Here is a 26252-nt window from a genome sequence, read left to right as displayed (position 1 = left end):
CGGTAGTGTTTTTATTGGTTGCCGGGGAGCATATCAGATCTCGCGGCGCTGGTATCGTGACCGCCGATGCGGGCCGCGTGACCGAGTGGACCAAGAGACAGGATTGACGTGACGCGTGACATCAACCATGCGGACGATCAGGGACATTCGTAGCGCGAGTGAGCCCTTTCACCATAGCCGAACAGGATTGGCCGAGGCGAAAGAAATGGTTGCACCTCAATGAAGCGAAGCGGTTGATGCTGAACGAGCACCGCGATGTTTCGACGGCGGTATTCGAGGTTGGATACGAGAGTCCATCGCAGTTCAGTCGGGAATACGGTCGTATGTTCGGGGCGGCCCGAAGCGGGATATCACTGCACTGCGAGAGAGCGCGCTGGCGCAAATGCGCCTTGCTGACAACAGCCGTTGCTCGATGCGACGATTAAACTTGGTGGGCCCGGTTGGTTTCGAACCAACGACCAATCGATTATGAGTCGACTGCTCTAACCCCTGAGCTACGGGCCCAAAATAGCGAATCAGACCGATCGCCGAAAGGACAAAAAAAGACCCGGTGTCTTCACGCCGGGCCTGGCACAGAATGATACTCGATTAGCTGCCTTCGAGGAACGACTTGAGCTTATCCGAGCGGCTCGGATGACGCAGCTTGCGCAGCGCCTTGGCCTCGATCTGGCGAATCCGCTCGCGCGTGACGTCGAACTGCTTGCCCACTTCTTCGAGCGTGTGATCGGTGCTCATCTCGATACCGAAGCGCATGCGCAGCACCTTCGCTTCGCGCGGCGTCAGCGAATCGAGCACGTCCTTCACCACGTCGCGCATGCTCGCGTGCAACGCGGCATCCGACGGCGCAACCGTGTTCGTATCCTCGATGAAATCGCCAAGATGCGAATCGTCGTCGTCCCCGATCGGCGTTTCCATGGAGATCGGCTCCTTCGCGATCTTCATGATCTTGCGGATCTTGTCCTCGGGCATTTCCATCTTCTCGGCGAGCGTAGCCGGATCGGGCTCGAGGCCCGTTTCCTGCAGGATCTGCCGCGAAATACGGTTCATCTTGTTGATCGTCTCGATCATGTGAACCGGAATACGGATCGTGCGCGCCTGGTCCGCGATCGAACGCGTAATGGCCTGGCGGATCCACCACGTTGCGTATGTCGAGAACTTGTAGCCGCGACGATATTCGAACTTGTCCACCGCCTTCATCAGGCCGATGTTGCCTTCCTGAATCAGGTCGAGGAACTGCAAGCCACGGTTCGTGTACTTCTTTGCGATCGAAATCACGAGACGCAGGTTCGCCTCGGTCATTTCACGCTTGGCCTGACGCGCCTTCAATTCGCCGGCCGCCATCTGACGGTTCGTTTCCTTCAGATCCTTCAGCGGCAGCACCACGCGCGCCTGCAGGTCGAGCAAACGCTGCTGCTGCTCGCGGATCGCGGGAATATTGCGGGAGAGCACCGCGCTGTACGGGTGGCTCTCGGCAACGATCTTCTCGGCCCAGTCCAGGTCCGTTTCGTTGCTCGGGAAGCGCGCGATGAACTCCGCACGCGGCATGCCGCACTTGTCGACGACGATGTGCAGAATCTGACGCTCGACCTGACGCACTTCGTCCACCTGCGCACGCAGCGTGTCGCACAGGCGCTCGACGGTGCGCGCGGTGAAGCGGATCGACATCAGTTCGTTCTGAATCGCCTCTTGCGCCTTGAGGTACGACTTCGACTTGTAGCCCTCCTTCTCGAAGGCTCGGCGCATCTTGTCGAACCACTCGCTGATGAGCGCGAACTTGTCGAGCGAGGTGCGCTTCAAGGCCTCGAGCTGCGCCGCATTGGCCGTTGCCTGCGCCGCGCCGTCGTCCTCCTCCTCTTCTTCCTCGTCCTCTTCCTCGGCTGCCTCGTTCTCGTTCTCGATCGATTCGGCTTCCTGCGCCGAGAAGCCGTCGGTGTCTTCGGCATTCGGATCGATCAGGCCGTCGACGAGTTCGTCGATGCGCAGATCGTCGTTCGCCACACGCTCGGCCATGACGAGGATGTCGGCGATCGTCGTCGGGCACGCCGAAATCGCCATCACCATGTGCTTGAGACCGTCCTCGATCCGCTTCGCGATCTCGATTTCGCCTTCACGCGTGAGCAGCTCGACGGTGCCCATTTCGCGCATGTACATCCGCACCGGGTCGGTCGTGCGGCCAAATTCGGAGTCGACCGTCGAAAGCGCGACTTCCGCCTCTTCCTCGACTTCGTCATCCGACGCCACATTCGGCGCGTTGTCGTTCAACAGCAGCGTCTCGGCATCGGGCGCCTGCTCGTACACCGCCACGCCCATGTCGTTGAACGTGCTGATGATGCCCTCGATCGCTTCCGTTTCCGTGAAGTTGTCGGGCAGGTGGTCGTTGATTTCGGCGTAGGTCAGGAAGCCCCGCTCCTTGCCCAGCTTGATCAGCGCACGCAGCTTCGAACGGCGTTCCTCGAGCTCCTCGGCGGTGCCCGGCTGAGTCGACGCGAATGCGTCCTTCAGAAGCGCCTTCTCCTTCGCGCGACGGTCGCGCGCTCTGGCCTTCTCGGCCTTGCCCGGAGGCGCCGTCTGCTGTTCGTCGGCCTGGGTTGCGTCGTCATCGACGGATACTTCGTTCAGCTTTTTCGTCATGGAGTTCGCCGTACCGGCATTAGTCTCGACTCGCGGCTGTTGGACTTCAGCCGGTTGCACCGTGGATACCTGGGCTTCGCGCACTGCCGAATCGTCCGGCCTGGCAGCCGCGCCCACTACGCTTTTCGAACCTGCCCGCTTTACTGCCCGCTCAGCGGCGGCTCCCGTCTCCGCTTTCGGTCTGGCGGTCGCTTTCGCCGCCTTCGTCACACCGGCCGCCACCGCCGAAGCTCGAGCAACCGTCTTACCTGCCGCTGCCTTACCTGGCGCGGTCTTACCTGCCGATTTCCTGGCGGCAACCGGGGCCGCAGCCTTGGCCTCGGACGCCTTGCGCACTGCCTGCGACGCCGGCTTGCCGGAACCGGAGCGCTTGCCTTTGCCCGAACCCGTCACCGCTGCCGCCTTTGCGCCTGTCGTCTTCGCCATTGCTATTCCGCCCTCGCCGTATCTGTGCGCCTCTGCCAGAAATCCTGAAAAATCAATCCGCTGGAAACCTTTTATTATAGCACACGCTGTCTACCCGGCCCGTCAGAGGCCGAGGTTGCGCTTCATCTCCGCACGCTGGCGATCCAGGTCGGCGTATTCCGCCATCTCTTCCGAAGTGAGCTTCGATTGCCGCGAGAGGCGCTCGAGCCGCTGACAGCAGGCGTCGTAACGCATTTTCCGGATGGCCGCCTGGAGTTCTTCGCCCGCGATGCGTTCGCGTTCGCGGTGCTGTTCGATGGCGGCGTCCTGTTCCGGGCTCTGGAGCAGCAAATCACGCACATTTTCATCATAGGCCAGAATTTCACGAAAGATTTCCTCGAACGTCGCCGCGTTGGCGCCCGTACGCAGCAAATCGGACAACAAGCGAAACTCGGCCGGCTCCCCCAATGCGCGGGCGTGCGTCGCCACTTCGGCAAAGAGTTCGCCGTGCGCCTGCGCGTAAAGGCTTTCCTCGTCGTGCTCGTCGAGCACCGCCACGATGCGCGGATACATGACGAGATTGCGCAGCGCGCGCTGTTCGATCCCCGTTACGCGCCGCCGGTCGTTGCGCGCCGGTGCCGGCCGGGCCGCGGCCACGATCCGGGCATCGACGTCGCACAGTGCCGCAACCTCGTCGAACGGCACGTCGAGCCGCTCCGCGAACATGTGCATGATCTGTGCGCGCAGCGCATTGGGCGGCAGCGCCTGCAGGAGCGGTTTCGCGTCGAAAAGCGCACGGGCGCGCCCTTCCGGCGTATCGAGCTCCTTGCCGGCCACCACTTCGCTCAACATGAACTGCGACAACGGCATCGCGCGGTCGATCTGCTCGGCGAACGCCTCCTTGCCAAACTCCCGGACATAACTATCGGGGTCGTGCTCAGCGGGCAGGAACAGGAACCGGATCGTCCGGTTGTCGGCCGCGTGGGGCAGGCATGCGTCGAGCGCGCGCCGCGCCGCGCGGCGCCCCGCCGCATCGCCGTCGAAGCTGAACACCACGGTATCGGTCTGCCGCAGCAGCTTCTGCACATGCACGGGGGTACAGGCCGTGCCCAGCGTCGCAACGGCGTTCGGAAACCCGAGCTGCGCGAGCGCCACCACGTCCATATACCCTTCCACGACCAACACGAAACGCGCCTCACGGATCGCGAGGCGCGCCTCGAACAGGCCATACAACTCGCTTCCCTTGCTAAATAGCGGCGTTTCCGGCGAATTCAAATACTTCGGCTCGCCCGATTCGAGCACCCGCCCGCCGAAGCCGATCACCTGCCCTTTGACGTTGCGGATTGGGAACATGATCCGTTCCCGGAAACGATCGTAGCGGCGCGCCTGCCCCTGTGCATCCGTCTTCTCGCTCACGATCACGAGCCCCGCTTCGACGAGCGAATCGTTGCGGTAATCGGGAAAAACCGCCTCGAGGTTTTGCCAGCCGTCAGGCGCATAGCCAAGGCCGAAGCGCGCCGCGATTTCGCCTGTCAGCCCGCGCTTCTTGAGGTAGCGGATGGCTTCGGGTGCGCCGCGCAGCGCCTTGCGGTAGTAGTCGCAGGCGGTCTGCATGAGATCCGACAACGCGCTGCTCGCCTTGTAGTCGTACCCCGCGGATCGCTCGCCGCCGTAGCGCTCGCCCCCCGGCCCTCCGCCCCCGGCGCGTATGGGCGACGGCTCCTGCGGCACCGTGAGGCCGACCGACTGCGCCAGCTCGTTGACGGCCTCGGGAAATGCGAGCCCGGCATGCTCCATCAGAAAGCCGATCGCCGTGCCGTGCGCGCCGCAGCCGAAGCAGTGGTAGAACTGCTTGGTCGGGCTCACGGTGAACGAGGGGCTCTTCTCGTTGTGAAACGGGCACAGCCCCATGAAATTCGCGCCGCCCTTTTTCAGCTGGACGTACTTGCCCACCACGTCGACTATATCGACGCGATTCAAGAGGTCCTGCAGGAACGAGTGCGGAATCACGTTGCGTGCGCGTTCGGGCCGGACCTGCCGCGCAACGCGCGGAGGCCGGCCGCCCCTTTACTTCGCGAGCGCCGCCTTCACGAGCCCGGAAACGGCCGTCATATCGGCGCGGCCCGCGAGTTTGCCCTTGAGCAAGCCCATCACCTTGCCCATGTCCTGCGGGCCGGCCGCGCCTGTTTGCGCCACCGCCGCCCGCACCTCGGCGGCGATCTCGGCCTCCGACATCTGCTCGGGCATATAGGCCGCCAGTACGGCCAACTCCGCGCTCTCCTGTTCGACGAGGTCCGTGCGGCCGGCCGCCTCGAACTGGCTGATCGAGTCTTTGCGCTGCTTGATCATCTTGTCGATGACGGCCGTGATGCCGGCATCGTCCAGCGTGGTCCGTTCGTCGACTTCGCGCTGCTTGATCGCCGCCAGCAGCAGGCGAACCGTGGCCAGGCGCTGCGTTTCGCGCGCGCGCATAGCCGCCTTCATGTCATCGTTGATGCGGTCCTTCAAACTCATCTTTCACCCGGATCCATAGAGAAAGGAAAATAGCGCGCCGCCTGCATGAGCGCAAAAACCCGCTTGGGACCTTTCCTCAAGCGGGTTCTCGCACGCCCGTTGCGCTGGGTAGCGACGCCGGCGATCATGATCGGACAGCGGGTGCGAGAGCGCCGCAAAGGCAGCCGTCGTACACGGGCACGCCGCCCCCCATCCGGCCAACGCAGCGGCGCTCGACCCGAAGGCCCTAAAGGTACTAAAGGTCCTAAAGGTACTAAAGGTACTAAAGGTCCCAAAGGTACCAAAGGTCCCAAAGGTACCAAAGGTCCCAAAGGTCCGAAGGCCCCCAAGGCCCAAAGCGGCAAAGCCACATCGCGGCGGCCGCCGCGCTGGAAAATACTTCGATCAGTAGAATTTCTTCGGCAGCATCTGGCTGCGCAGGCGCTTGAAATGGCGCTTCACCGCAGCGGCCTTCTTGCGCTTGCGCTCAGCCGTCGGCTTCTCGTAGAACTCGCGCGCACGAAGTTCAGTCAGCAGACCGTTCTTCTCGATCGTGCGCTTGAAGCGGCGCATCGCGACTTCAAAGGGCTCGTTTTCTTTAACGCGGATGATCGTCATGTTTCCAGAGGCGGAAATATCACAAAGGTTCGGGAGTATAGCAGACGTTCTGCATAAATTCACCCAAGTTGTCAAGCGCCGAGTGCAACTTCGGCCGCGGCCTGCCCTGCGGCCACGGCCGAGGCCCACGCCCACTGGAAGTTGTAACCACCAAGCCAACCCGTGACATCGACGGCTTCACCCACGAAGAAAAGGCCCGGCACGCGCTCGCTCATCATCGTCGCCGAAGAGAGCTCGCGCGTATCGACGCCCCCCTTCGTCACTTCGGCCTTGCGATAACCCTCCGTGCCGCTCGGCACGAGCGTCCAATGCGAGAGCGCCTCGCCTACGCGGCGCAGCGCCTTGTCGGGCAGATCCGCGAGGCGTGCGTCCGGCGCCACGTCGTGGGTTTCGAGCCAGGCATGAGCCAGGCGCGCCGGCACCCACTCCGCCAGCAGGCTGCCGATCTGACGCTTCGTCGCGGCCTTGGCGGCAAGCAGCTCGCCGCCCGGATCGCGGCCAGGCAGCAGATCGATGCGCACGGTCTCGCCCGATTGCCAGTAGCTCGAAATCTGCAGCACGCCGGGCCCGGAAATGCCCCGATGGGTGAACAACAGGTCTTCCACGAACGCGGCCGTGGGCTTCTTGCCGCCCACCGAAATCTCGACTTCGAGCGATACCCCCGAGAGCGTCGCGAAGGGCGCCCATTGATCGGACGAAAACGTGAGCGGCACGAGCGCCGGCCGCGTATCGACGAGCCTGTGGCCGAACTGTTTGGCAACGCGATAGGCAAAATCGGTCGCACCGATTTTCGGGATAGAGAGGCCGCCAGTGGCAATGACGAGCGCGCGCGCCGCTATCGCCCCCGCACTCGAATCGAGCACGAAGCCGCGCCCGTCCGTATGGCGGATCGCCTCGACGGCCACGGGGCGTCGCCATGCAATGCTCCCGGCATCGCACTCGGCCTTGAGCATGTCGATAATCGCTTCGCTCGAATGATCGCAGAACAGTTGGCCACGGTGCTTCTCGTGCCAGCTCACGCGGTGCGCCTTCAGCAAAGAGAGAAAATCGCGCGGCGTATAGCGCGCCAGCGCCGAACGGCAAAAATGCGGATTGGCCGAGAGATAGTTCGCGGGGCCCGCATGCAGATTGGTGAAATTGCAGCGGCCGCCGCCCGAGATCCGGATCTTCTCCGCAAGCCGCGGCGAATGGTCGATCAACACCACGCGCCGCCCGCGCTGGCCGGCCACCGCGGCACACATCATTCCGGCCGCACCCGCGCCGATCACCGCTATGTCGAAAGATTCCATGCCGCGCATTCTAACCGCCCGCGAGGCACCGCCGGGCGCACTGATATACTTCTACGTTTCCTCTTCATGCCCACCGCACCCGCGCCTCGCCGCGGCTGCCTTTGCATCATGCTCGTTCTCGGCATCGAAAGCTCCTGCGACGAAACAGGCCTCGCGCTCTACGATTCGCAGCGCGGCCTGCTCGCGCACGCCCTCCATTCGCAGATCGCCATGCATCGCGAATACGGCGGCGTCGTGCCGGAACTCGCCTCGCGCGACCACATCCGCCGCGCGCTGCCGCTGCTCGAGGACGTGCTGGCCCGCTCGGGTGCCCGCACCACCGATATCGACGCCATCGCCTTCACGCAGGGCCCCGGCCTCGCCGGCGCCCTGCTCGTCGGCGCGAGCATTGCCAATGCGCTCGCCATGGCGTGGGACAAACCCATCATCGGCATCCATCATCTCGAAGGGCACCTGCTCTCGCCGCTGCTGGTGGCCGAGCCGCCGCCGTTCCCGTTCGTGGCACTGCTCGTCTCGGGCGGCCATACGCAGCTCATGCGCGTCACCGATGTAGGCGAGTACGACACGCTCGGCGAAACGCTCGACGATGCAGCCGGCGAGGCATTCGACAAAACAGCCAAGCTGCTCGGCCTCGGCTACCCGGGCGGCCCCGAAGTCTCCCGGCTGGCCGAGTTCGGCATACCGGGCGCCGTCGTACTGCCCCGCCCGATGCTGCATTCGGGCGATCTGGATTTCAGCTTCAGCGGGCTCAAGACGGCCGTGCTCACGCATATGAAGAAGCTCGGCACGAACGTCTGCGAACAGGACAAAGCCGACCTCGCACGCGGCTTCGTGGATGCGGCCGTGGACGTGCTCGCGGCCAAGTCGCTCGCCGCGTTGAAGAAAACACGGCTCAAGCGCCTTGTCGTGGCGGGGGGCGTAGGCGCCAACCGGCAACTGCGAGAAGCGCTGTCCACCGCGGCGCGGCGCCGCGGCTTCGACGTTCATTACCCGGACCTTGCACTTTGCACCGATAACGGCGCCATGATCGCGCTGGCAGGCACGCTGCGCCTGCAGCGCTGGCCCGCGCAGGCCAGCACCGACTACGCATTCACCGTCAAGCCGCGCTGGGATTTGTCCTCGCTCGCTCGTTGAGCCACGGGGCGCGCCGTCGCGGCTGTCGTTCGCTCATGCTTCTCGGACGAATGCCGGCCGCGGACCGGGGCAAAAAATCAGGCGGGATGGCGCTTATCGCGCTCGATCACGGCGTAAGCGCTGTGATTGTGGATCGATTCGAAGTTCTCGGCTTCGAGCACATACGCCGCGACGCGCTCGTCGGCATCCAGGCGCCGCGCCACGTCGCGCACGAGATCCTCGACGAACTTGGGGTTCTCGTAAGCGCGCTCGGTCACGAACTTTTCGTCCGGGCGCTTGAGCAGCCCCCACAACTCGCACGACGCTTCTTCCTCGGCGATCCGGATCAGTTCTTCCGCCGGCATATCCGCCGCAAGCTCGGCCCGGATCGTCACGTGCGAACGCTGATTGTGCGCGCCGTACTGCGAAATTTCCTTCGAGCAGGGGCAGAGGCTCGTGACCGGTACGAGCACCTGCAAAAAGGCACGCAGGGCACCGTCACGCAACTCACCCGTCATCGTGACTTCGTAATCGAGCAGGCTCGACACGCCTGAAACCGGCGCCGTCTTGCTCACGAAGTACGGAAACGTCACCTCGATGCGGCCTGCCGAAGCTTCGAGTTTCTCGAGCATCGCGGCGAGCATCGCGCGCATCGTCGCCGAATCGAGCGGCGCACAGCCGTCTTCCAGCAACGCGACGAAGCGCGACATATGGGTGCCCTTCTGGTCCGCCGGAAGATGGACGTCCAAATTCCACGTGCCGACCGTCGGCTGCGCGTCCCCGCGCAGTGTGCGCACCGTCAGCGGATGCCGTACGCCCTTCACGCCGACTCGCTGAATAGCAATCTGGCGAGTATCGACCGAGCTCTGAACGTCGGGCATCACGAAGGCTGGATTCATGTGATTCATCGTTGTTCTGTCCTGAAGGACGCAGCGCCAGACGCGCCGTGCCCGGCAGGTCTGGTCAAGCCTATAACGAAACATGGGCCGCGAAGGCCCATGCATGCATGCGGAACGTGCGGCAGCCGACGCGGCGGCGCGGCACGCGATGGCTTATGCGACGCGCTGCGCGAGTTTGGCGGCAGGCTCGAGGAACCGCGCGCGAATCGATTTCTCGAGCCCCGCGCCGTCGAGACCGCATTCCGCCAACAGCTTCGCCGGATCGCCATGATCGATGAAGGTGTCGGGGAGGCCCAATTGTAGTACGGGGCGAACAACCCCGTTGGCGAGCAGGGATTCGATACAGGCAGAGCCTGCCCCGCCCATCACGCAACCCTCTTCCACCGTCACGAGCATGTCGTGCGTCTTGGCGAGCTCGAGCACGAGCTCGGCATCGATCGGCTTGACAAAGCGCATGTTGGCCACCGTGGCGTCGAGCTTCTCCGCCGCAGCCAGCGCCGGCGCGACCATCGTGCCGAATGCGAGGATTGCGATGCGGCTGCCCTTGGCCGCCGTGGACTGGCGGCGAATCTCACCGCGGCCGACGGGAATCTCCGTCATCTGCTTGACCGTGGCCACACCCGTGCCGGCGCCGCGCGGATAGCGCACGGCCGTCGGGTTCGGCTGCTGCAGCGCCGTATAGAGCATCTGGCGGCATTCGTTCTCGTCGGACGGCACCATGACCGTCATGTTCGGAATGCAGCGCAGGAACGCAAGATCGTAGGCGCCCGCATGCGTTGCACCGTCGGCACCGACGAGGCCCGCACGGTCGATCGCAAACACGACGGGCAGATTTTGCAATGCCACGTCGTGAATCAACTGGTCGTAAGCGCGCTGCAGGAAGGTCGAATAGATGGCCACCACAGGCTTCATGCCCTCGGCCGCCAGCCCGCCCGCGAACGTGACGGCATGCTGCTCCGCGATGCCGACGTCGAAGTAGCGATCGGGAAACCGCTTTTCGAACTCGACGAGCCCCGAGCCCTCGCGCATCGCGGGCGTGATGCCGACCACGCGCGAATCGAGTTCCGCCGCGTCGCAGAGCCACTCGCCGAACACCTGGGTGTAAGTCTTCTTGCTCGGCGACGACGACGGCTTGATGCCTTCGGCCGGATTGAACTTGCCGGGGCCGTGATAAAGCACCGGGTCGGCCTCGGCGAGCTTGTAGCCCTGGCCTTTCTTCGTCACGACGTGCAGGAACTGGGGGCCGCGCAGCTCGCGGATGTTCTGCAGCGTGGGGATCAGCGAATCGAGGTCGTGGCCGTCGATCGGGCCGATGTAGTTGAAGCCGAACTCCTCGAAGAGCGTGGCCGGCACGACCATGCCCTTCGCGTGCTCCTCGAGCTTGCGCGCGAGTTCGAGCACCGGCGGCGCGACGCGCAGCACACGTTCGACGCCCGCGCGGGCGGCCGCGTAGAAACGGCCCGACATCAGTCGCGCGAGATGGCGATTCAGCGCGCCGACAGGCGGCGAAATCGACATGTCGTTGTCGTTGAGAATGACGAGCAGCGGCACGTCGTCACAAACGCCGGCGTTGTTCATGGCCTCGAACGCCATGCCGGCCGTCATCGCGCCGTCGCCGATCACGGCAATCGAGAAACGGTTCTGCCCTTCGAGCTTGCTCGCGATGGCCATGCCGAGCGCGGCCGAAATCGACGTGCTCGAATGAGCCGTGCCAAACGTGTCGTACTCCGATTCCACGCGGCGCGGAAAGCCTGAAATGCCGCCGCGCTGGCGCAGCGTATGCATGCGGTCGCGGCGCCCGGTCAGGATTTTGTGCGGATAGGTCTGATGGCCGACGTCCCAGACGATGCGGTCGTGGGGCGTCTCGAATACGTAATGCAGCGCGATCGTCAACTCGACCGTGCCAAGGTTCGACGACAAGTGCCCGCCCGTTTGCGATACGCTGTCGAGCACGTACGCACGCAGCTCGTCCGCGAGGGGCTTCAGTTGACGACGGTCTAGCCGGCGCAGGTCCGCCGGGTCGTCGATGGTTTTCAGCAAGTCGTACATCGTCGTTCCATTGTAGGAAATCTCACGCGCCCGCTTCGTTGTTCGCGCACCCCGTAGCCTTCGCGCGCGCCGGCGGGCTTTCGCATTAACTCACCCGGTTGACGACCAGGTCGGCCAACTCGGCCAGGCGCTGAGCCCGAGCACCGAACGGTGCCAGCGCCTCGTGTGCGTCGCGCCGCAGCTGCGCAGCCAACGCCCGCGAGGCATCAAGCCCGATGATCGACACGTAGGTCGGCTTGCCGTCCTTCGCGTCCTTGCCCGCGGTCTTGCCGAGCGTTGCCGAATCGGTGGTGACGTCGAGAATGTCGTCGACCACCTGGAAGGCGAGCCCGACAGCGGCCGCGTAGGCGTCGAGCGCACGCATCGCCGCGGCGTCGGGCGTACTGCCCGCCAGCGCGCCCATGCGCACCGACGCGCGCAGCAGCGCCCCCGTCTTCATTCTGTGCATCGTCTCCAACTGCGGCCGCGACAGCGTGAGGCCAACGCTCGCGAGATCGATCGCCTGCCCCCCGGCCATGCCGAGCGAGCCGCTAGCGAACGCGAGCTCGCGCACGAGCGCCGCCTGCTGGCGCGCATCGAGTACCGTCTCGTCGGTCAGCGCGACGAACGCCTGGGACTGCAGCGCATCGCCGACGAGCAGCGCCGTGGGCTCGTCGTACTGCACGTGCACGGTGGGCTTGCCCCGGCGCAGCGCGTCGTCGTCCATACAGGGCATGTCGTCGTGCACGAGCGAGTACACGTGAATCATCTCGAGCGCGGCCGACGCGGCTTCCAGCGCCTTCGGCTGTGCGCTCGTCAGTTCGCCGGCCGCATGCGCGAGCAGCGGCCGTACGCGCTTGCCGCCGCCGAGCACCGCATATCGCATCGCTTCGTGCAGCCGGGCCGGCTCCGTACCGGCTGCCGGCAGGTAATGTTCGAGTGCCGATTCGACGCGCGCGAGCACCGCGCGCATCCATTCTTCAAATGTCATAGATCGTCTCCGCAGTCCGCGGCAGAGGTGCCGGCGGGCAGCGGCTTCAACGTCTCGCCGTCGAGCACGCGCACTTGCTGCTCCACCTTCTCCAGTTGTTGCTGACAGTACGCCACGAGCGCCGCGCCGCGCCGATAAGCGGCAAGCGACTCCTCGAGGCTCAACGCGCCACCTTCCATCCGCGCGACCAACTGCTCCAGTTCCGCGACGGCCGTTTCGTAGCTGTCAGGCAGCGGGAGCTCGCCGCCATTGCCGCCATTGCCGTTTTGGCCGCCTGCGGCAGGCGCAGCAGGATCCCGGGACACGGTTTTCGCCATCGAAGATAGGGGTGAATTCGAAAACAAGTCGGACATTCTACGGCAAAAGCGCCCAACAGGCCCCATCCGCCCGCGTCGCGTCGGTGAAACACGCACACCGCCCGCGTGCCGCGGGGCCGGCGCGCGCAGCGCCGCAACCGTGCGCGGGCACTCGCTTGCGCACCTGCTTATGCCCCCGCTCCGCACGGCGGACCCGGGCTCCGCATGGCCCGGATTCGGGCAGGCGTCGGCGGTTTTTTACACAAATCATAGACTTATCTGTCCCAAGGGGAAGGGAAAGGGTATAATCGCCGGCTTCCCAAATCGAATCTTCGATGGTTGGGTTGTTCACTGCTTTCACGTCTTCACCGGGAGTGGGAATGTCCAATCTGAGCAATGCGTTGCAGCTCAAGGCCATTTCGAGCCAGCTGCCTGTCACGGCTTACTTTGACGAAGCGCTTCTCGCGCGCGAACTGGAAGTACTCTTCAAGAAGGGTCCCCGCTACGTCGGGCACGAACTGATGGTGCCCGAGGCCGGGCATTACTTCGCCTTGCCGAGCGAAAACGAGGGCCGCGTCCTCGTTCGCAACGAGCGCTCGGAAATCGAACTGCTTTCGAACGTATGCCGTCATCGGCAGGCGATCATGCTCAACGGCCGCGGGCAGGCGGGTAACATCGTGTGCCCGCTGCACCGCTGGACCTACAACCTCGATGGCGAACTGCTCGGCGCCCCGCATTTTGCCGACAACCCCTGCCTCAACCTCGGCGCATCGCCGCTGCAGAACTGGCAGGGCCTGCTGTTCGAAACCCAGGGCCGCGACGTCGCGAAAGACCTCGCGGACCTCGGCACGCGCCATCACTTCGACTTTTCGGACTACATGTTCGATCACGTCGAAGTACACGAGTGCAACTACAACTGGAAGACGTTCATCGAGGTCTACCTCGAGGACTACCACGTCGTGCCGTTCCATCCCGGTCTCGGCAGTTTCGTCAATTGCGACGACCTCCAATGGGAGTTCGGCAAGTGGTACAGCGTGCAGACGGTGGGCGTGCATGCGGAACTGGCGAAGGCGGGTAGCCCCGTGTACCGCAAGTGGCAAGACGAAGTGCTGCGCATGCGCAACGGCAAGGCGCCCGAATACGGCGCGATCTGGATGGTGTACTACCCCAATCTGATGATCGAGTGGTACCCGCACGTGCTCGTCGTTTCCTGGCTGATCCCGCGCGGCACGGGCAAGACCACGAACATCGTCGAGTTTTATTATCCAGAGGAAATCGCACTCTTCGAACGCGAATTCGTCGAAGCCGAGCGGGCGGCCTACATGGAAACGGCGCGCGAGGACGACGAAATCGCCGAGCGCATGGATGCGGGCCGGCTCGCACTCATGCAGCGCGGCGAGTCACAGGTCGGGCCGTATCAGAGCCCCATGGAAGACGGCATGCAGCATTTTCACGAATTCCTGCGCCGCGAGCTCGGCCATATCTGAGCCGCGCTGCGGCAAAACGCTAAAGACGGGCAAGGCGGCGCGAGCGCCCCTTGCCCGTCTTTTTGTCTAGACTGGAACAAACAGCGCCGATGGGGCGCTCGCCCCCAACGAGGACCATGATGCCGCACACCCATTACACCACCTTGATCCTGCCCGGCAATCTGGCCGAGCGCCTCGCGGGTGCTCCCGACAGCGTGCTCGTTTTCGATTGCAGCTTCGATCTGGCCAACCCCGGCGCGGGGGAGCAAGCCTACGCGGCGGGACACATTCCGGGCGCGCATTACCTGCATCTCGAGCGCGACCTGTCAGGCCGGCCAACGGGCAAGAACGGGCGCCACCCGCTGCCCGATCGGTCGGCGATCGTCGATACACTCGCCGCCCATGGCCTCATGCAGCACCAACAGGTGGTCGCCTACGACGCGCAAGGCGGCGCCTTTGCCGCTCGCCTCTGGTGGCTGCTGCGATGGCTCGGCCACGATTCCGTGGCACTGCTCGACGGAGGGCTGCAGGCGTGGCAGGCGGGCGGCTATGCGCTCGAAACCTCGACGCCCGCGCGCAAGCGCGGCGACTTCAAGGCCGGTGCACCGCTTGCCGTCACCGTCGACGCGCATGCGGTCGAGCAGAACCTGACAACGCACGACAGGCTCGTCGTCGATGCCCGTTCGCCGGATCGCTACCGCGGCGAGAACGAGACGATCGACCCCGTCGCCGGGCACATTCCCGGCGCGGCGAACCGTTTCTTCAAAGACAACCTCACGGCCGACGGGCGCTTCAAGCCGGCGCATACGCTGCGCGACGAGTTCAAGGCCGTCATGGGTTCGACGCAGCCCGAACACGTCGTGCTGCAGTGCGGCTCTGGCGTCACGGCCTGCCATAACGCACTGGCGATGGAAGTAGCCGGCCTGCATGGCGCAGCGCTTTATCCGGGGTCTTGGAGCGAATGGTGCGCCGAGCCGGGGCGCGCGGTGGCAACGGGCCCGACCCCCTGATCGGCCGCTCGGCCTGTTCGCGTGCTTCGCGCCTTCGGCGAGGGGCATGCGCGCGTGCCTTCGGCCTGCGCCTTTTCGCTTCGCTCGGCGCGTAGCGATCTAGACGCAGGAGCAAGACGCGGGAGCGGGGCTCAGGCCACACCGTGATCCTTGAACCAGGCGAGCGTGCGGCGCCAGGCATCTTCCGCATCGGCCTTGCGATAGCTCGGGCGGTAATCGGCAAAGAACGCGTGGCCGGCATCGGGATAGACCACGAACTCGGAGCCTCGCGCCGCCTGTGGCCCGCGCGCGATCTGCGCCTTCATCTGCTCCAGCGTATCCTGCGGGATACTCGCATCCTGTAGACCGTAAAGCCCCAGAACCGGGGCATGAAGATCGGCCGCGCGGTCGATCGGGTTCGACGGCGTGTTCCCGCTGCGGGTACCGGCCACGCGGCCATAGAACGCCACCACCGCTTTCGGCCGCGTGCTGTGCTCGGCAAAGAGCCATGCCTGCCGCCCGCCCCAGCAGAAACCGACCACGCCGAGCCTGTCCGCATCGCCGCCGTTTTGCGCCGCCCATTGCACGGCGGCGTCCAGGTCGGCCATCACCGAAGCGTCGGGCACCTTGCTGACAAGTTTATCGTTGAGCTCCTGAATCGACGGATACTTCGATGCATCGCCCTGCCGCGAATAAAGATCGGGCGCGACGGCGAGGTAGCCTAGCTTGGCGAAACGCCGGCATACGTCGGCGATATGTTCGTGCACGCCGAATATCTCATGAATGACGACGACGATCGGCAAGTGGCGCTTGCCGATCGGCTGAGCGCGATAGGCCGGCACGGAGGCGCCTTGGGATTCGAACGACACGGGGCCGGCCTCGAGGCCCGTGCTGTCGGTATGCACCGTTTGCGCCGACACGGGAAGGACGGCTGCAGCGAACCCGCTGCCGATCGCCGCTTTCAAAAAAGTGCGACGGTCGAAAGGTACCTGCGGAATAAGGCTATCGACATCGGGGCTCAGCATCGTTCGCTCCTTCTCGGGATCAAAAGGGGGCCCGCACCAGCACGAGGTCCACGGCGCAACAAGCGGAAACAAGCGGAAACAGGCTGCAACAGGCCGACACGAAACCACGGCTTGCGCGCATCGTACCCGATCTGCTCGATCCGTTCAGAGCAAGTCAGCAAGGAGAAGCGGCGCTATCGACAGATCCGCCGGGTATTCGTCATGCGGCGGGAGCGTCCTTGAAGAATTTGGCCGGTGCAATCGAATTCTTTTCGATAGTCGACTGCGAGCCGAATACGCCGCTTTTCAACCCATTACCGGGGTCGCTCAGGTTGATGATTTCGATAGTCGAGCCCATCGGTACGGCGTAGAGCCATTTGCCAAGCGGCGTCACGGTGATCGCGTCGTTGGCGAACGCGGCCGTTTTCCCGTAGTAAAGCACCGTACGAACACCAAAATGCGTGGAAAGCGATGTGTTGACTCTTACGATGTCCATCGCGGAGCGTTGACGCAAACGCCGCGGCAATCGCATCGACGTGGACGTCTCGCCGTCGAGCACATGAAGATATTCAGGGGTGCCGGGCAGTTTCAGCCATTTGACGATCACGTTCGTTCCGGCCAGCGCCCACCTGCTCCAGGCTTTTCCAATAGGGGTGAGCGTAATGGTGAGATTTGGGTTCTGAGCGCTGCTGGAACAATAGCCCAGCGCATTGTTGTCCGGCTCCCAGTCGGGAAAGGAGACCATGTGAGTTGCTTCGGGGGGGTGCACCGTCGTCATCGGATTCGTGAACGCGGCGCCGTGCAGTGACGGCGCCGCATGACCTCTCGATTTGCCAAAACCGGCAATCTACCCGGCCGAAAGCCACTGAGTTCAGCGTTCCCGAAAATTCAGACGATAGCTCAGCCGCGCGCCCAGCAGTCGAACTGCTAATGCAATTTCACGCGCGGCAACGTCGTGCGACGCAGCCAATGCGCGACGGTATCGAGCATCATGCGTGGATAGCCATGCAGCGCAGCGATATGGAGCCGGTAGAGCGACATATACATGAACCGCGCGAAGAGCCCCTCCACGAGCATGTTGCCGCCGATCAGCCCACCCATGAGGTTGCCGACCGCACTGAAGTGCCCGAGCGACACGAGCGAGCCGAAGTCGCGATAAGTGAACTCGGGCAACGGCCGCCCTTCCAGGCGGTTGCCGAGTGCCCTAAGAAGAAAGCTTGCCTGCTGATGCGCGGCCTGGGCACGCGGCGGGACATTGCGTTCGTTACCGGGCCAGGGGCACGCGGCGCAATCGCCGAGGGCGAAGACGTTGTCATCGATCTCGGTCTGCAGGGTTCGGCGCACGGACAACTGTCCGAGCCGCGTCACCGGCAGCCCATCGAGCCTGCCGAGCACGGCCGGCGCCTTGATTCCCGCGGCCCAGACGGTCAGATCGGCGCGCACCGTCTTGCCGCTCGCCGTGCGCACCACACCGGGCGCGACCTCTGCCACCGTCTCGCCGATCATCAGCTTGACCCCGAGTTTGCGCAGCAGTTCGGCCGTCGCGCTCGAAACGCGCTCGGCCAGCGCCGGCAAAATGCGCGGCCCCGCCTCGATCAGGACGATGCCGATGTCGTGGCGCGGGTCGAGCTTGTGCAGGCCGTAGGCCGACAGCACCTGGGCAGTATTGCGCAGTTCCGCCGAGAGTTCGACGCCCGTCGCGCCGCCGCCGACGATCGCCACCTGAATGCGCGGCTCGGTCTCGGGCGATGTGCCGGGGCCGCTTTCCACGGCCTCGTGCTGCCGGTGTTCGGCGCGCATGCAAGCGGCGATGAGCCGCTTGCGGAAGCGCTCGGCCTGCCCCACCGTATCGAGCGCGATCGAATGCTCCTCCGCGCCTTTCACGCCGAAGAAATGCGTCGTGCTGCCGATGGCGATCACGAGCGTGTCGTACTCGAGTTCGCGCGAGGGCAGGAGTTCGGCGCCATCGTCGTCGAGCACGGGCCCGAGCGTGATGCGCCTGGCAGTACGGTCCAAACTGACGAGTTCGCCCTGCTGAAACTCGAAGCCGTGCCAGCGGGCCTGAGCCGCATACTCGAGTTCCTGCGTGAAGGGGTCCATGCTGCCGGCCGCCACCTCATGCAGCAGCGGCTTCCAGATGTGTGTCGGATAGCGATCGACGAGCGTGACGAGCGCGCGCGGCTCGGCTCGCCCCCTGCTCGTGCCATATCGATCGCCGAGCCGCGTCGCGAGCTCGAGCCCCCCGGCACCTCCCCCAACCACGATGAAACGATGCATGCTGATTCTCCGTATCTGCCGTTGCTGATTCTTCTGGTCGCGGGCGCCGGTCGAGCGGCGCCGCGGCGGGACGACGAAACGACGAGGCAGGCTCAGCGCATCAATGCGCTTCCTCCCAGTTCGTACCGACGCCGACTTCGGCGACGAGCGGCACCTTGAGCTCGGCTACGTCGCACATGAGCTGCGGCAGTTTCTCGCGCACCGTGGGAAGTTCGCTATCGGGGACTTCGAGTACCAGTTCGTCATGCACTTGCATGATCATCAGGCTCGCGGCCCGCTCGCGTTCGAGCCAGTCCTGCACCGCGATCATCGACATCTTGATGAGATCGGCCGCCGTGCCCTGCATCGGCGCATTGATCGCGGCCCGTTCCGCGGCCTGACGGCGCGGCCCGTTACCGCCGTTGATTTCAGGCAGCCAGAGCCGGCGGCCGAATACGGTTTCCACATAGCCCTTTTGCCTGGCGCTCGCGCGCGTGTCGTCCATATAGCGTGCGACGCCGGGATAACGGGCGAAGTAACGGTCGATATAGAGCTTCGCCGCGTCGCGCGTAATGCCGAGATTCGAAGCGAGGCCAAACGAGCTCATGCCGTAGATGAGGCCGAAATTGATGACCTTGGCGATGCGGCGCTGGTCGCTCGTGACTTCGAGCGGCGTGACGCCGAACACTTCGGCGGCCGTCGCGCGATGAATGTCCTCGCCCTGCGAGAACGCGCGCAGCAGCGACTCGTCACCGGAAATGTGGGCCATGATCCGCAGTTCGATCTGCGAGTAGTCGGCCGAGACGATCTTGCTGCCCGGCGGCGCGATAAACGCTTCGCGAATGCGCCGCCCTTCGGCCGTGCGCACAGGGATGTTTTGCAGATTCGGATCGTTCGACGCAAGGCGCCCGGTGACGGCAACGGCCTGAGCATAGTTCGTATGCACCCGCCCCGTGTCCGGATTGACCATGCGCGGGAGCTTGTCCGTATAGGTGGACTTCAGCTTCGAGAGGCCACGATGCTCGAGCAGCAGCTTCGGCAGCGGGTAGTCTTCGGCGAGCTTTTGCAGCACTTCTTCGTCGGTGGAAGGCGCGCCGCTCGGCGTTTTCTTGACGACGGGCAGTTGCAGGCGTTCGAAAAAGATCTGGCCGATCTGCTTCGGCGAACCGAGGTTGAATTCGCCGCCCGCGAGCGTATACGCCTCGGCCTCCAGCTGAATGAGCCGAGACGCAATTTCATTGCTCTGCTGGCGCAGCCGTTCGCTGTCGATCAGCACACCGTTGCGCTCCATCTTGCGCAGCACGCGCGAGGTCGGAATTTCGATGTCGCGATAGACGTGCAAGAGCCCCGGCTCGGCTTCCACTTGCGGATAGAGCGCCGTGTGCAGCTGGAACGTGATGTCGGCATCCTCGGCCGCATATTCGGCGGCGGTCTCGAGCGGCACTTCGTCGAAACCGATCTGCTGCGCGCCCTTGCCCGCCACCTCCTCGTACTTGATCGTCTTCACGCCCAGGTGACGCATGGCGAGGCTGTCCATGTCGTGCGTGCGGTGCGACTCGAGCACATACGACTCGAGCAGGGTATCGTGCTCGATGCCGTTCAGCGCGATACCGTAGTTCGCCAGCACCTGCTCGTCGTACTTGAGATGCTGCCCGAGCTTCTTCTTGTCGTGGCTTTCGAGCCACGGCTTGAGCTTGGCGAGCACTTCGTCGCGCGGCAACTGCCGAGGCGCGTCGGGGCCCCGGTGCGCGAGGGGAACATAGGCCGCGCAACCGGCACCCACGGAGAGGGACAGCCCGACGATCTGGGCCCGCATCGGGTCGAGCGAGGTCGTTTCCGTATCGAAGGAGGTGATCGGGGCGGCGTCGATCCTGGCGAGCCACGTATCGAAGTGCTCCCACGTCTGCACGGTTTCGTAGCAGCGCGGCGCGTCGATGGTCGGCGCCGGCTCGGCCGCCAACACCGCGGCGGAACCGGTCAACCCCGGCTCGAGTGCCTGCGCGTCTTCCGCGCTCGCGATCAGCGCGTCGACTTCGCGCAGCCACGTCTTGAAGCCGTGGCGCATGAAGATCTCGCGCAGCTCGAGCGGCGATTCGGGCCGCGTGACGAGCGACGCCTCGATCGATTCGACATGGTCCTTCAGATCGCAGGCGCGCTCGACCGTTACGAGCTTGCGGCCCAGCGGCAGAAAATCGAGCGCACGCCGCAGGTTCTCGCCGACAGCGCCCTTGATGTCGCCCGCATTCGCGACGATATCGTCGAGCGTGCCGTACTGCATGAGCCATTTGACGGCCGTCTTCGGGCCGCACTTCTCCACGCCGGGCACATTGTCGACCGTATCGCCGATGAGCGAGAGGTAGTCGACGATCCGTTCGGGCGGCACGCCGAACTTTGCGATCACGGCTTCACGATCGAGCTTCTCGTTCGTCATCGTATTGACGAGCGTGACGCGATCGCTCACGAGTTGGGCCAGATCCTTGTCGCCCGTCGAGACGAGCACGTTCATGCCTTGCCGCTCGGCCTCGGCCGCCAGCGTGCCGATGACGTCGTCGGCTTCGACGCCGTCCACCATGAGCAGCGGCCAGCCCAACGCACGCACGGCGAAATGAATCGGCTCGATCTGCTTCCCGAGATCGTCGGGCATCGGCGGGCGATGGGCTTTGTACTGGGGGTACCAATCGTCGCGGAACGTCTTGCCCTTGGCGTCGAACACGCACGCGCTATACTCTGCGGTGACTTCCTTGCGCATGCGTCGCAGCATGTTGACGATTCCGTAGAGCGCACCCGTCGGTTCGCCGTCCGGACCGCGCAAGTCAGGCATCGCGTGGTAAGCCCTATAGAGATAGCTCGAGCCGTCGACGAGCACGAGAGTCTTACCTTCCAGGTTCCGTTCTGCAGGCATTATGAACAAGAGAAGAAAAGTGATTCCGAGTCTGCGATCGCTCGCAGATCAAGAGCGCGCAACAGCCAAGAAGGCGCGCGCGTCGTGGCAGATGTTCACGATTATGGCAGAGTTCATCGAGGCAACCGAGTACCTCTCGGAGATCCGCCCCGCCGTCAGCATCTACGGTTCGGCGCGTCTCAAGCCGAATTCGCCCTACTACAAGCTCGCGACGCAAATCGCGCGCAAGCTCTCCGATGCCGGCTTCGCCGTCATCTCCGGCGGCGGCCCCGGCATCATGGCTGCCGCGAACAAGGGCGCGCACGCGGGCAAGGCGCCGTCCGTCGGGCTCAACATCGAGCTGCCGCACGAGCAATCGGGCAACCAGTGGCAGGACATCTCGCTGCGCTTTCGGCACTTCTTCACGCGCAAGGTCACGTTCGTCAAGAACTCGGATGCGGTGATCGTCATGCCTGGCGGCTTCGGCACGCTCGACGAGCTCGCCGAGGTGCTCACGCTGATTCAGACGAAGAAGTCGCGCCACGTGCCGATCATTCTCGTGGGGGCCGAGTTCTGGAAGGGGTTGCTGCACTGGTTCGAAACGGCATTGCTGCCGATGGGCCTCATCAATCCCGAGGACATGAACCTCATGCAAGTGATCGACGATCCGGACAAGGTGCTCGAGGCCGTGCTCGCGTTCTACGAAGACCGCGAAGGCACGCAGCCAGCCACCGAGGCCAAGTCCGAAGAAGATCGGATGTTCTATCTCTGAGCCGAACGCCGGCCGCCCGCGCAAAGGGCGGCCGGCCGTGGCGAGAGGTCTTCGCTTCGCTCGCGCTTCATTGCTGAATTACTGAAACGCCACCTCGGCGAAGCTGCGCAGCTTGCGGCTGTGCAGGCGGTCGAGGCCGTTCATGCGCAGCAGCTCCATCGCCTTCACGCCGATCTGCAAGTGCTGATCCACTTGCGCGCGATAGAACTGGTCGGCCATGCCCGGCAGCTTCAGCTCGCCGTGCAGCGGCTTGTCCGATACGCACAGCAGCGTGCCGTAGGGCACGCGGAAACGGAAGCCGTTCGCCGCGATCGTGGCGCTTTCCATGTCGAGCGCGATGGCCCGGCTTTGCGAGAGCCGCTGCACCGGTTCGCGATGATCGCGCAGCTCCCAGTTGCGGTTGTCGACGCTCGCCACCGTGCCCGTGCGCATGACGCGCTTGAGTTCCACGCCCTCCAGCCGCGTCACCTGCGCGACGGCGCGCTCGAGCGCCACCTGCACCTCGGCGAGCGCCGGGATCGGCACCCAGAGCGGCAGGTCCGCATCCAGCACGTGGTCCTCGCGCACGTACCCGTGAGCGAGGACGTAGTCGCCGAGCCGCTGCGTGTTGCGCAGTCCTGCACAGTGGCCGAGCATGATCCACGCATGCGGACGCAGCACGGCAACGTGATCCGTGATCGTCTTCGCATTCGACGGGCCGACGCCGATGTTGATCATCGTGATGCCGCTGCCGTCCGCGCGCTTCAAATGATAGGCCGGCATCTGCGGCAGCCGGGCGGGCGGCGTGCCTTCGTCCGGCTGCTCGCCCAGATTCGCGTTGTAGGTGACGACGTCTCCCGGCTCGACGAACGAGGTGTACTCGCTGCGATAGGCGCGCAGTGCCTCGTCGTCGGTATGCGACATCAGCGCATGCCCGAGCTTCGTGAATTCGTCGATATAGAACTGGTAGTTCGTATACAGCACGTAATTCTGGAAGTGGGTAGGCGACGTAGCCGTGTAGTGCTTGAGCCGATGCAGCGAGAAGTCGACCCGCGGCGCCGTGAAGAGCGCGAGCGGATAGGGCTCGCCGGGCGCCGGCTCGTACGTTCCGTTCACGATCCGATCGTCGAGCTGGGCGAGATCGGGCGTATCGAACACGTCGCGCATCGCCATCAGCCGTTCGCGGCCCAGATCGCCCTCCAGATGAATGCCCTCGGCAAAGGCGAAGTGAATCGGAATCGGATGCTGCGACACGCCGACTTCGATCGACACATGATGGTTCTTCGCCAGCAGCCGCAGTTGCTCGCGGTAGTAGTTGCCGAAAAGATCGGGGCGCGTCACCGTCGTTTCATAGACACCGGGGCCCGCCACGAAGCCATAGGAACGGCGCGAATCCACGCGCGTATTGACTTCCGTCTGCAGCCGCACGAACGGATAGCAGGCGCGCACATGCTCGCCGAACGGCTCGTTGCGCCGATACCGCGCAAACGCATCGCGTAAAAATGCCGTATTCGCCTCGTAGATCGCCGAAAGCCGCGCAACCGCATCGGCCGGATCGCCGTAGGCCTCGGTGGGAAAATCGCTCGGGCGCAAGGCCCCCGTGTGCTGTGTCGTCATATCGTTTTTCATTTCGGCTTGCCTCGGTTCACGTGACGACATTACCACGAACGGCTCCGCCGCGACCCCGCCCGCGCGGCGCCGACGGGTGCGGCGGCACTCGCAAAAGATGCGGGCCGCCGCCGTCATACCGGTGGCATTTGCTAGAATCGGGAGATTCCCTCGGAGAACAATCATGAAGCCGCATCTTCCCGCCGCCGCTGCTGTCGCCGCTGCTGTCGCCGCGATACTCGCCGTGAGCAACGCAGCCATGGCGGCGCAGCCTGCCGACGACGCGCAGCAGCGTGCCCAGCGCCACGCCGCGAACGAGGCCGCGGGCCTGCCTGACCTCGAAGCCATCAATCGTCCGGCAGCGGAAGTCTCGTCGAAAGTGGACATCAACGTGCCGCGCACGCCGAGCTATTACGAAAAGAGCCGGACCGGCACGGTCATCACCGAGTACCGCGACAAGGGCAAGCCCGTGGAAATCGACGTTCGCTCGAACTTCGGCACCCACTATCAGATGAGCGCATCGCCCGATACCGCGCCGAAAGTGCGCGACAACGGTCAGGCCAGCACGCGGCTGCCGTCGATCAACCTGCGTTACTGACCCGCGCAAGGGCGCCGCCAGTCAGGCAGCGCGTTTCTCCAGGCCGGGGCCGCCGCGAGCAAGGCATCGTGCGTCGCGCCGGCTCTCGCCTTCATCATCCGACTCCAAGCTTCTCGCATGGCCGTATTTACCGTCGTCACCGAAACCGACCTCGCACAGTGGATGGATCACTACGCCCTTGGCGAGGTCATCGATTTTCGCGGCATCAGCTCCGGCATCGAAAACAGCAATTTCTTTCTGACGACCACGCGCGGCGAATACGTTCTCACGGTTTTCGAAAAGCTGACGGCCGCGCAACTGCCGTTCTACCTCGATCTGATGCGGCACCTCGCCTCGCACAGCGTGCCGGTGCCGGACCCCGTGCCGCGCGACGACGGCGCGCTCTTCGGCATCCTGCACGGCAAGCCGGCAACGATCGTCACCAAGCTCGAGGGTGCGGCGGAACTTACCCCTGGTGTCGAGCACTGCGCGGAAGTCGGCCAGATGCTGGCACGGATGCACTTGGCAGGCCGCGACTTCGCTCCCTACCAGCCTAACCTGCGCAGCCTTGCGTGGTGGCAGGAGACGGTGCCCGCCATCGTTCCGTTCGTCTCGGAGCCGCAGCGCGAACTCCTCCTCGCAGAACTGGCCCATCAGAGCGCATTTTTCGAATCGACCGATTACGCCGAACTGCCGGGCGGACCTTGCCACTGCGATCTGTTCCGCGACAACGTGCTGTTCGCGCCGGCACTGCCCGGCGCCGACCATCGCGTAAGGCTCGGCGGCTTTTTCGATTTCTATTTCGCAGGCTGCGACAAGTGGCTCTTCGATCTGGCCGTGACGGTCAACGACTGGTGCGTCGATCTTCCCACGGGCAAGCTCGACGCGCCGCGCGCGCAAGCGCTGCTGCGCGCTTACCAGACCGTTCGCCCGCTCACGCCTGCCGAAGACCGGCACTGGGGCGACATGCTCCGCGCCGGAGCTTACCGCTTCTGGGTCTCGCGGCTTTATGACTTCCACCTGCCACGCGCGGCGGCGATGCTGCAGCCGCACGATCCGTCCCATTTCGAGCGCATTTTGCGCGAGCGCCTCGCCGGCGCCGCGCAACCCGGCGCCCACTCGTTCACGATATGCAACTCATAGAAGTTCGGGCCAAGACAGGCTACGTCTGGTTCAGACAAGGCATCTGGCTTTTTCGCCGAAGCCCCGTCGCGTTCCTGACGCTTTTTGTCACCTACCTGTTTTTGATGTGGCTCATTGCGCACGTCCCGCTCATAGGCGGAGTGCTGCCGCCGATCCTGATTCCGGGGGTAACGGTTGGCTTCATGGCTGCCTGCCGCGACGCAGTGGCCGGCAAGCCGGTCTTTCCGATCGTACTGCTGGATGGTTTCCGGTCTTACGGCGCGGTGACCGCACGCCGCCTGATCGAACTCGGGGCGATCTACGCCGTGGCGATGGCGCTCGTGCTGGCTGCCTCGGCGCTCGTGGATGGTGGGACGTTCTTCGGATTGATGATGGGAACCGCGAGCCCCTCGGCGGCCAAGCTCGACGATGAAACGGTGCCGCTGGCGATGCTCGTCTCGCTCGCGGCGTACGTGCCGGTGGCGATGCTGTTCTGGTTCGCCCCGGTGCTGACGGCATGGCACGACGTGCCGCCCGTGAAGGCGCTGTTCTTCAGCGTGGTCAGTTGCTGGCGCAACCGCGGCGCATTCATCGTCTATGCCGCACTCTGGCTGGCAACGCTCGTCGCCACGTCCACGGCCATCCTGATGCTGATGAGCGCGCTCGGTGCCGCCGCCTATGCGGTGGCCGCCATGTTTCCGGCCACGATCACGTTGACTACGATGCTCTACTGCTCGATCTATGCCACTTATCGCGGCTGCTTCGGCCAGCAAGGGCCCAACGACTCACCGGCGAACGATACTGCCGATACCGCGCCGCGCTGACCAGCCAGCAC

Annotated in this window: 21 protein-coding genes, 1 tRNA gene and 1 pseudogene; 8 read left to right on the top strand and 15 right to left on the bottom strand. The window is 64.4% G+C overall.

The window, feature by feature from the left end; genetic code table 11:
- Window positions 1-200: 200 nt before the first annotated feature.
- A pseudogene (locus tag U0034_RS27355) lies at window positions 201-472 on the top strand (helix-turn-helix domain-containing protein); the annotation flags it as partial.
- Here U0034_RS27355 and U0034_RS27350 read toward each other — a convergent pair.
- The 6 genes from U0034_RS27350 to U0034_RS27325 all read right to left on the bottom strand — a co-directional run bounded on the left by U0034_RS27350 (window position 429) and on the right by U0034_RS27325 (window position 7436).
- Window positions 429-504, bottom strand: a tRNA-Ile gene (locus U0034_RS27350). The pseudogene U0034_RS27355 and the gene U0034_RS27350 overlap by 44 nt on opposite strands.
- A gap of 84 nt (window positions 505-588) precedes the next feature.
- Window positions 589-3057, bottom strand: coding sequence for an RNA polymerase sigma factor RpoD (gene rpoD / locus U0034_RS27345; protein WP_085227564.1), 2469 nt, complete (start codon window positions 3055-3057; stop codon window positions 589-591).
- Between the two features lie 102 nt (window positions 3058-3159).
- Window positions 3160-5046 carry a DNA primase gene (gene dnaG / locus U0034_RS27340; protein ID WP_085227565.1) on the bottom strand — a complete coding sequence of 629 codons (1887 nt, stop codon included), beginning with the start codon at window positions 5044-5046 and terminating at the stop codon, window positions 3160-3162.
- Between the two features lie 57 nt (window positions 5047-5103).
- Window positions 5104-5550, bottom strand: a complete 447-nt coding sequence (locus tag U0034_RS27335) for a GatB/YqeY domain-containing protein (protein ID WP_085227566.1) — start codon at window positions 5548-5550, stop codon at window positions 5104-5106.
- Window positions 5551-5934: 384 nt separating this feature from the next.
- On the bottom strand, window positions 5935-6147 hold the full coding sequence (gene rpsU / locus U0034_RS27330; protein ID WP_018439737.1) for a 30S ribosomal protein S21: 213 nt from the start codon (window positions 6145-6147) through the stop codon (window positions 5935-5937).
- A 71-nt stretch (window positions 6148-6218) separates the two neighbouring features.
- Complete coding sequence (locus tag U0034_RS27325; RefSeq protein WP_085227698.1) at window positions 6219-7436, bottom strand: BaiN/RdsA family NAD(P)/FAD-dependent oxidoreductase; 1218 nt, start codon at window positions 7434-7436, stop codon at window positions 6219-6221.
- A gap of 108 nt (window positions 7437-7544) precedes the next feature.
- Here U0034_RS27325 and tsaD point away from each other — a divergent pair, with 108 nt between their 5' ends.
- Complete coding sequence (gene tsaD / locus U0034_RS27320; RefSeq protein ID WP_085227567.1) at window positions 7545-8570, top strand: tRNA (adenosine(37)-N6)-threonylcarbamoyltransferase complex transferase subunit TsaD; 1026 nt, start codon at window positions 7545-7547, stop codon at window positions 8568-8570.
- A 77-nt stretch (window positions 8571-8647) separates the two neighbouring features.
- On the opposite strand, the gene folE2 is transcribed toward tsaD, so the two are convergent.
- The 4 genes from folE2 to U0034_RS27300 form a co-directional block, all read right to left on the bottom strand.
- Window positions 8648-9457: a GTP cyclohydrolase FolE2 gene (folE2, locus tag U0034_RS27315; RefSeq protein WP_085227568.1), complete on the bottom strand. Its 810-nt coding sequence runs from the start codon at window positions 9455-9457 to the stop codon at window positions 8648-8650.
- Between the two features lie 144 nt (window positions 9458-9601).
- Window positions 9602-11497 carry a 1-deoxy-D-xylulose-5-phosphate synthase gene (gene dxs / locus U0034_RS27310; protein WP_085227569.1) on the bottom strand — a complete coding sequence of 632 codons (1896 nt, stop codon included), beginning with the start codon at window positions 11495-11497 and terminating at the stop codon, window positions 9602-9604.
- 85 nt (window positions 11498-11582) lie between these two features.
- Window positions 11583-12467 carry a polyprenyl synthetase family protein gene (locus U0034_RS27305; RefSeq protein WP_085227570.1) on the bottom strand — a complete coding sequence of 295 codons (885 nt, stop codon included), beginning with the start codon at window positions 12465-12467 and terminating at the stop codon, window positions 11583-11585.
- Window positions 12464-12784, bottom strand: a complete 321-nt coding sequence (locus U0034_RS27300) for an exodeoxyribonuclease VII small subunit (protein ID WP_085227571.1) — start codon at window positions 12782-12784, stop codon at window positions 12464-12466. Before U0034_RS27300 ends, U0034_RS27305 begins: the two co-directional genes overlap by 4 nt.
- A gap of 359 nt (window positions 12785-13143) precedes the next feature.
- Between U0034_RS27300 and U0034_RS27295 the strand changes: the two genes are divergently transcribed.
- Both U0034_RS27295 and U0034_RS27290 read left to right on the top strand, forming a co-directional pair.
- The gene (locus U0034_RS27295) at window positions 13144-14250 is read left to right on the top strand and encodes an aromatic ring-hydroxylating oxygenase subunit alpha (RefSeq protein WP_085227572.1); all 1107 of its coding nucleotides are present in this window, start codon (window positions 13144-13146) and stop codon (window positions 14248-14250) included.
- Between the two features lie 119 nt (window positions 14251-14369).
- Window positions 14370-15239, top strand: coding sequence for a sulfurtransferase (locus U0034_RS27290; protein ID WP_085227699.1), 870 nt, complete (start codon window positions 14370-14372; stop codon window positions 15237-15239).
- Between the two features lie 131 nt (window positions 15240-15370).
- Here the strand turns inward: U0034_RS27290 and U0034_RS27285 are convergent, their stop codons facing one another.
- The 4 genes from U0034_RS27285 to polA all read right to left on the bottom strand — a co-directional run bounded on the left by U0034_RS27285 (window position 15371) and on the right by polA (window position 21380).
- Complete coding sequence (locus tag U0034_RS27285) at window positions 15371-16243, bottom strand: dienelactone hydrolase family protein (protein ID WP_085227573.1); 873 nt, start codon at window positions 16241-16243, stop codon at window positions 15371-15373.
- Window positions 16244-16442: 199 nt separating this feature from the next.
- Complete coding sequence (locus U0034_RS27280) at window positions 16443-17000, bottom strand: hypothetical protein (protein WP_139831157.1); 558 nt, start codon at window positions 16998-17000, stop codon at window positions 16443-16445.
- A gap of 149 nt (window positions 17001-17149) precedes the next feature.
- On the bottom strand, window positions 17150-18499 hold the full coding sequence (locus U0034_RS27275) for an NAD(P)/FAD-dependent oxidoreductase (RefSeq protein ID WP_085227575.1): 1350 nt from the start codon (window positions 18497-18499) through the stop codon (window positions 17150-17152).
- Between the two features lie 100 nt (window positions 18500-18599).
- The gene (gene polA / locus U0034_RS27270; RefSeq protein ID WP_085227576.1) at window positions 18600-21380 is read right to left on the bottom strand and encodes a DNA polymerase I; all 2781 of its coding nucleotides are present in this window, start codon (window positions 21378-21380) and stop codon (window positions 18600-18602) included.
- A 1-nt stretch (window position 21381) separates the two neighbouring features.
- On the opposite strand from polA, the gene U0034_RS27265 reads away from it, so the two are divergent.
- The gene (locus tag U0034_RS27265; RefSeq protein WP_085227577.1) at window positions 21382-22131 is read left to right on the top strand and encodes an LOG family protein; all 750 of its coding nucleotides are present in this window, start codon (window positions 21382-21384) and stop codon (window positions 22129-22131) included.
- 78 nt (window positions 22132-22209) lie between these two features.
- Here the strand turns inward: U0034_RS27265 and U0034_RS27260 are convergent, their stop codons facing one another.
- Window positions 22210-23739 (bottom strand): AMP nucleosidase, encoded by a 1530-nt coding sequence (locus U0034_RS27260; RefSeq protein ID WP_085227700.1) that lies wholly within the window; start codon window positions 23737-23739, stop codon window positions 22210-22212.
- Between the two features lie 163 nt (window positions 23740-23902).
- Here U0034_RS27260 and U0034_RS27255 point away from each other — a divergent pair, with 163 nt between their 5' ends.
- The 3 genes from U0034_RS27255 to U0034_RS27245 all read left to right on the top strand — a co-directional run bounded on the left by U0034_RS27255 (window position 23903) and on the right by U0034_RS27245 (window position 26241).
- A complete protein-coding gene (locus U0034_RS27255; protein ID WP_085227578.1) occupies window positions 23903-24316 on the top strand; it encodes a hypothetical protein in 414 nt (137 codons plus the stop codon).
- Window positions 24317-24433: 117 nt separating this feature from the next.
- Entirely contained in the window at window positions 24434-25438 is a 1005-nt protein-coding gene (locus U0034_RS27250; protein ID WP_085227579.1) for a homoserine kinase, read from the top strand.
- Complete coding sequence (locus U0034_RS27245) at window positions 25426-26241, top strand: BPSS1780 family membrane protein (RefSeq protein WP_085227580.1); 816 nt, start codon at window positions 25426-25428, stop codon at window positions 26239-26241. The genes U0034_RS27250 and U0034_RS27245 overlap by 13 nt, the downstream gene beginning before the upstream one ends.
- Window positions 26242-26252: the final 11 nt, after the last annotated feature.

The sequence above is a fragment of the Trinickia caryophylli genome, assembly GCF_034424545.1.
Taxonomy (GTDB): domain Bacteria; phylum Pseudomonadota; class Gammaproteobacteria; order Burkholderiales; family Burkholderiaceae; genus Trinickia; species Trinickia caryophylli.
The sequence above is the reverse complement of the archived record's forward strand: the minus strand, read 5'-3'. Positions and strand labels throughout refer to the sequence as shown.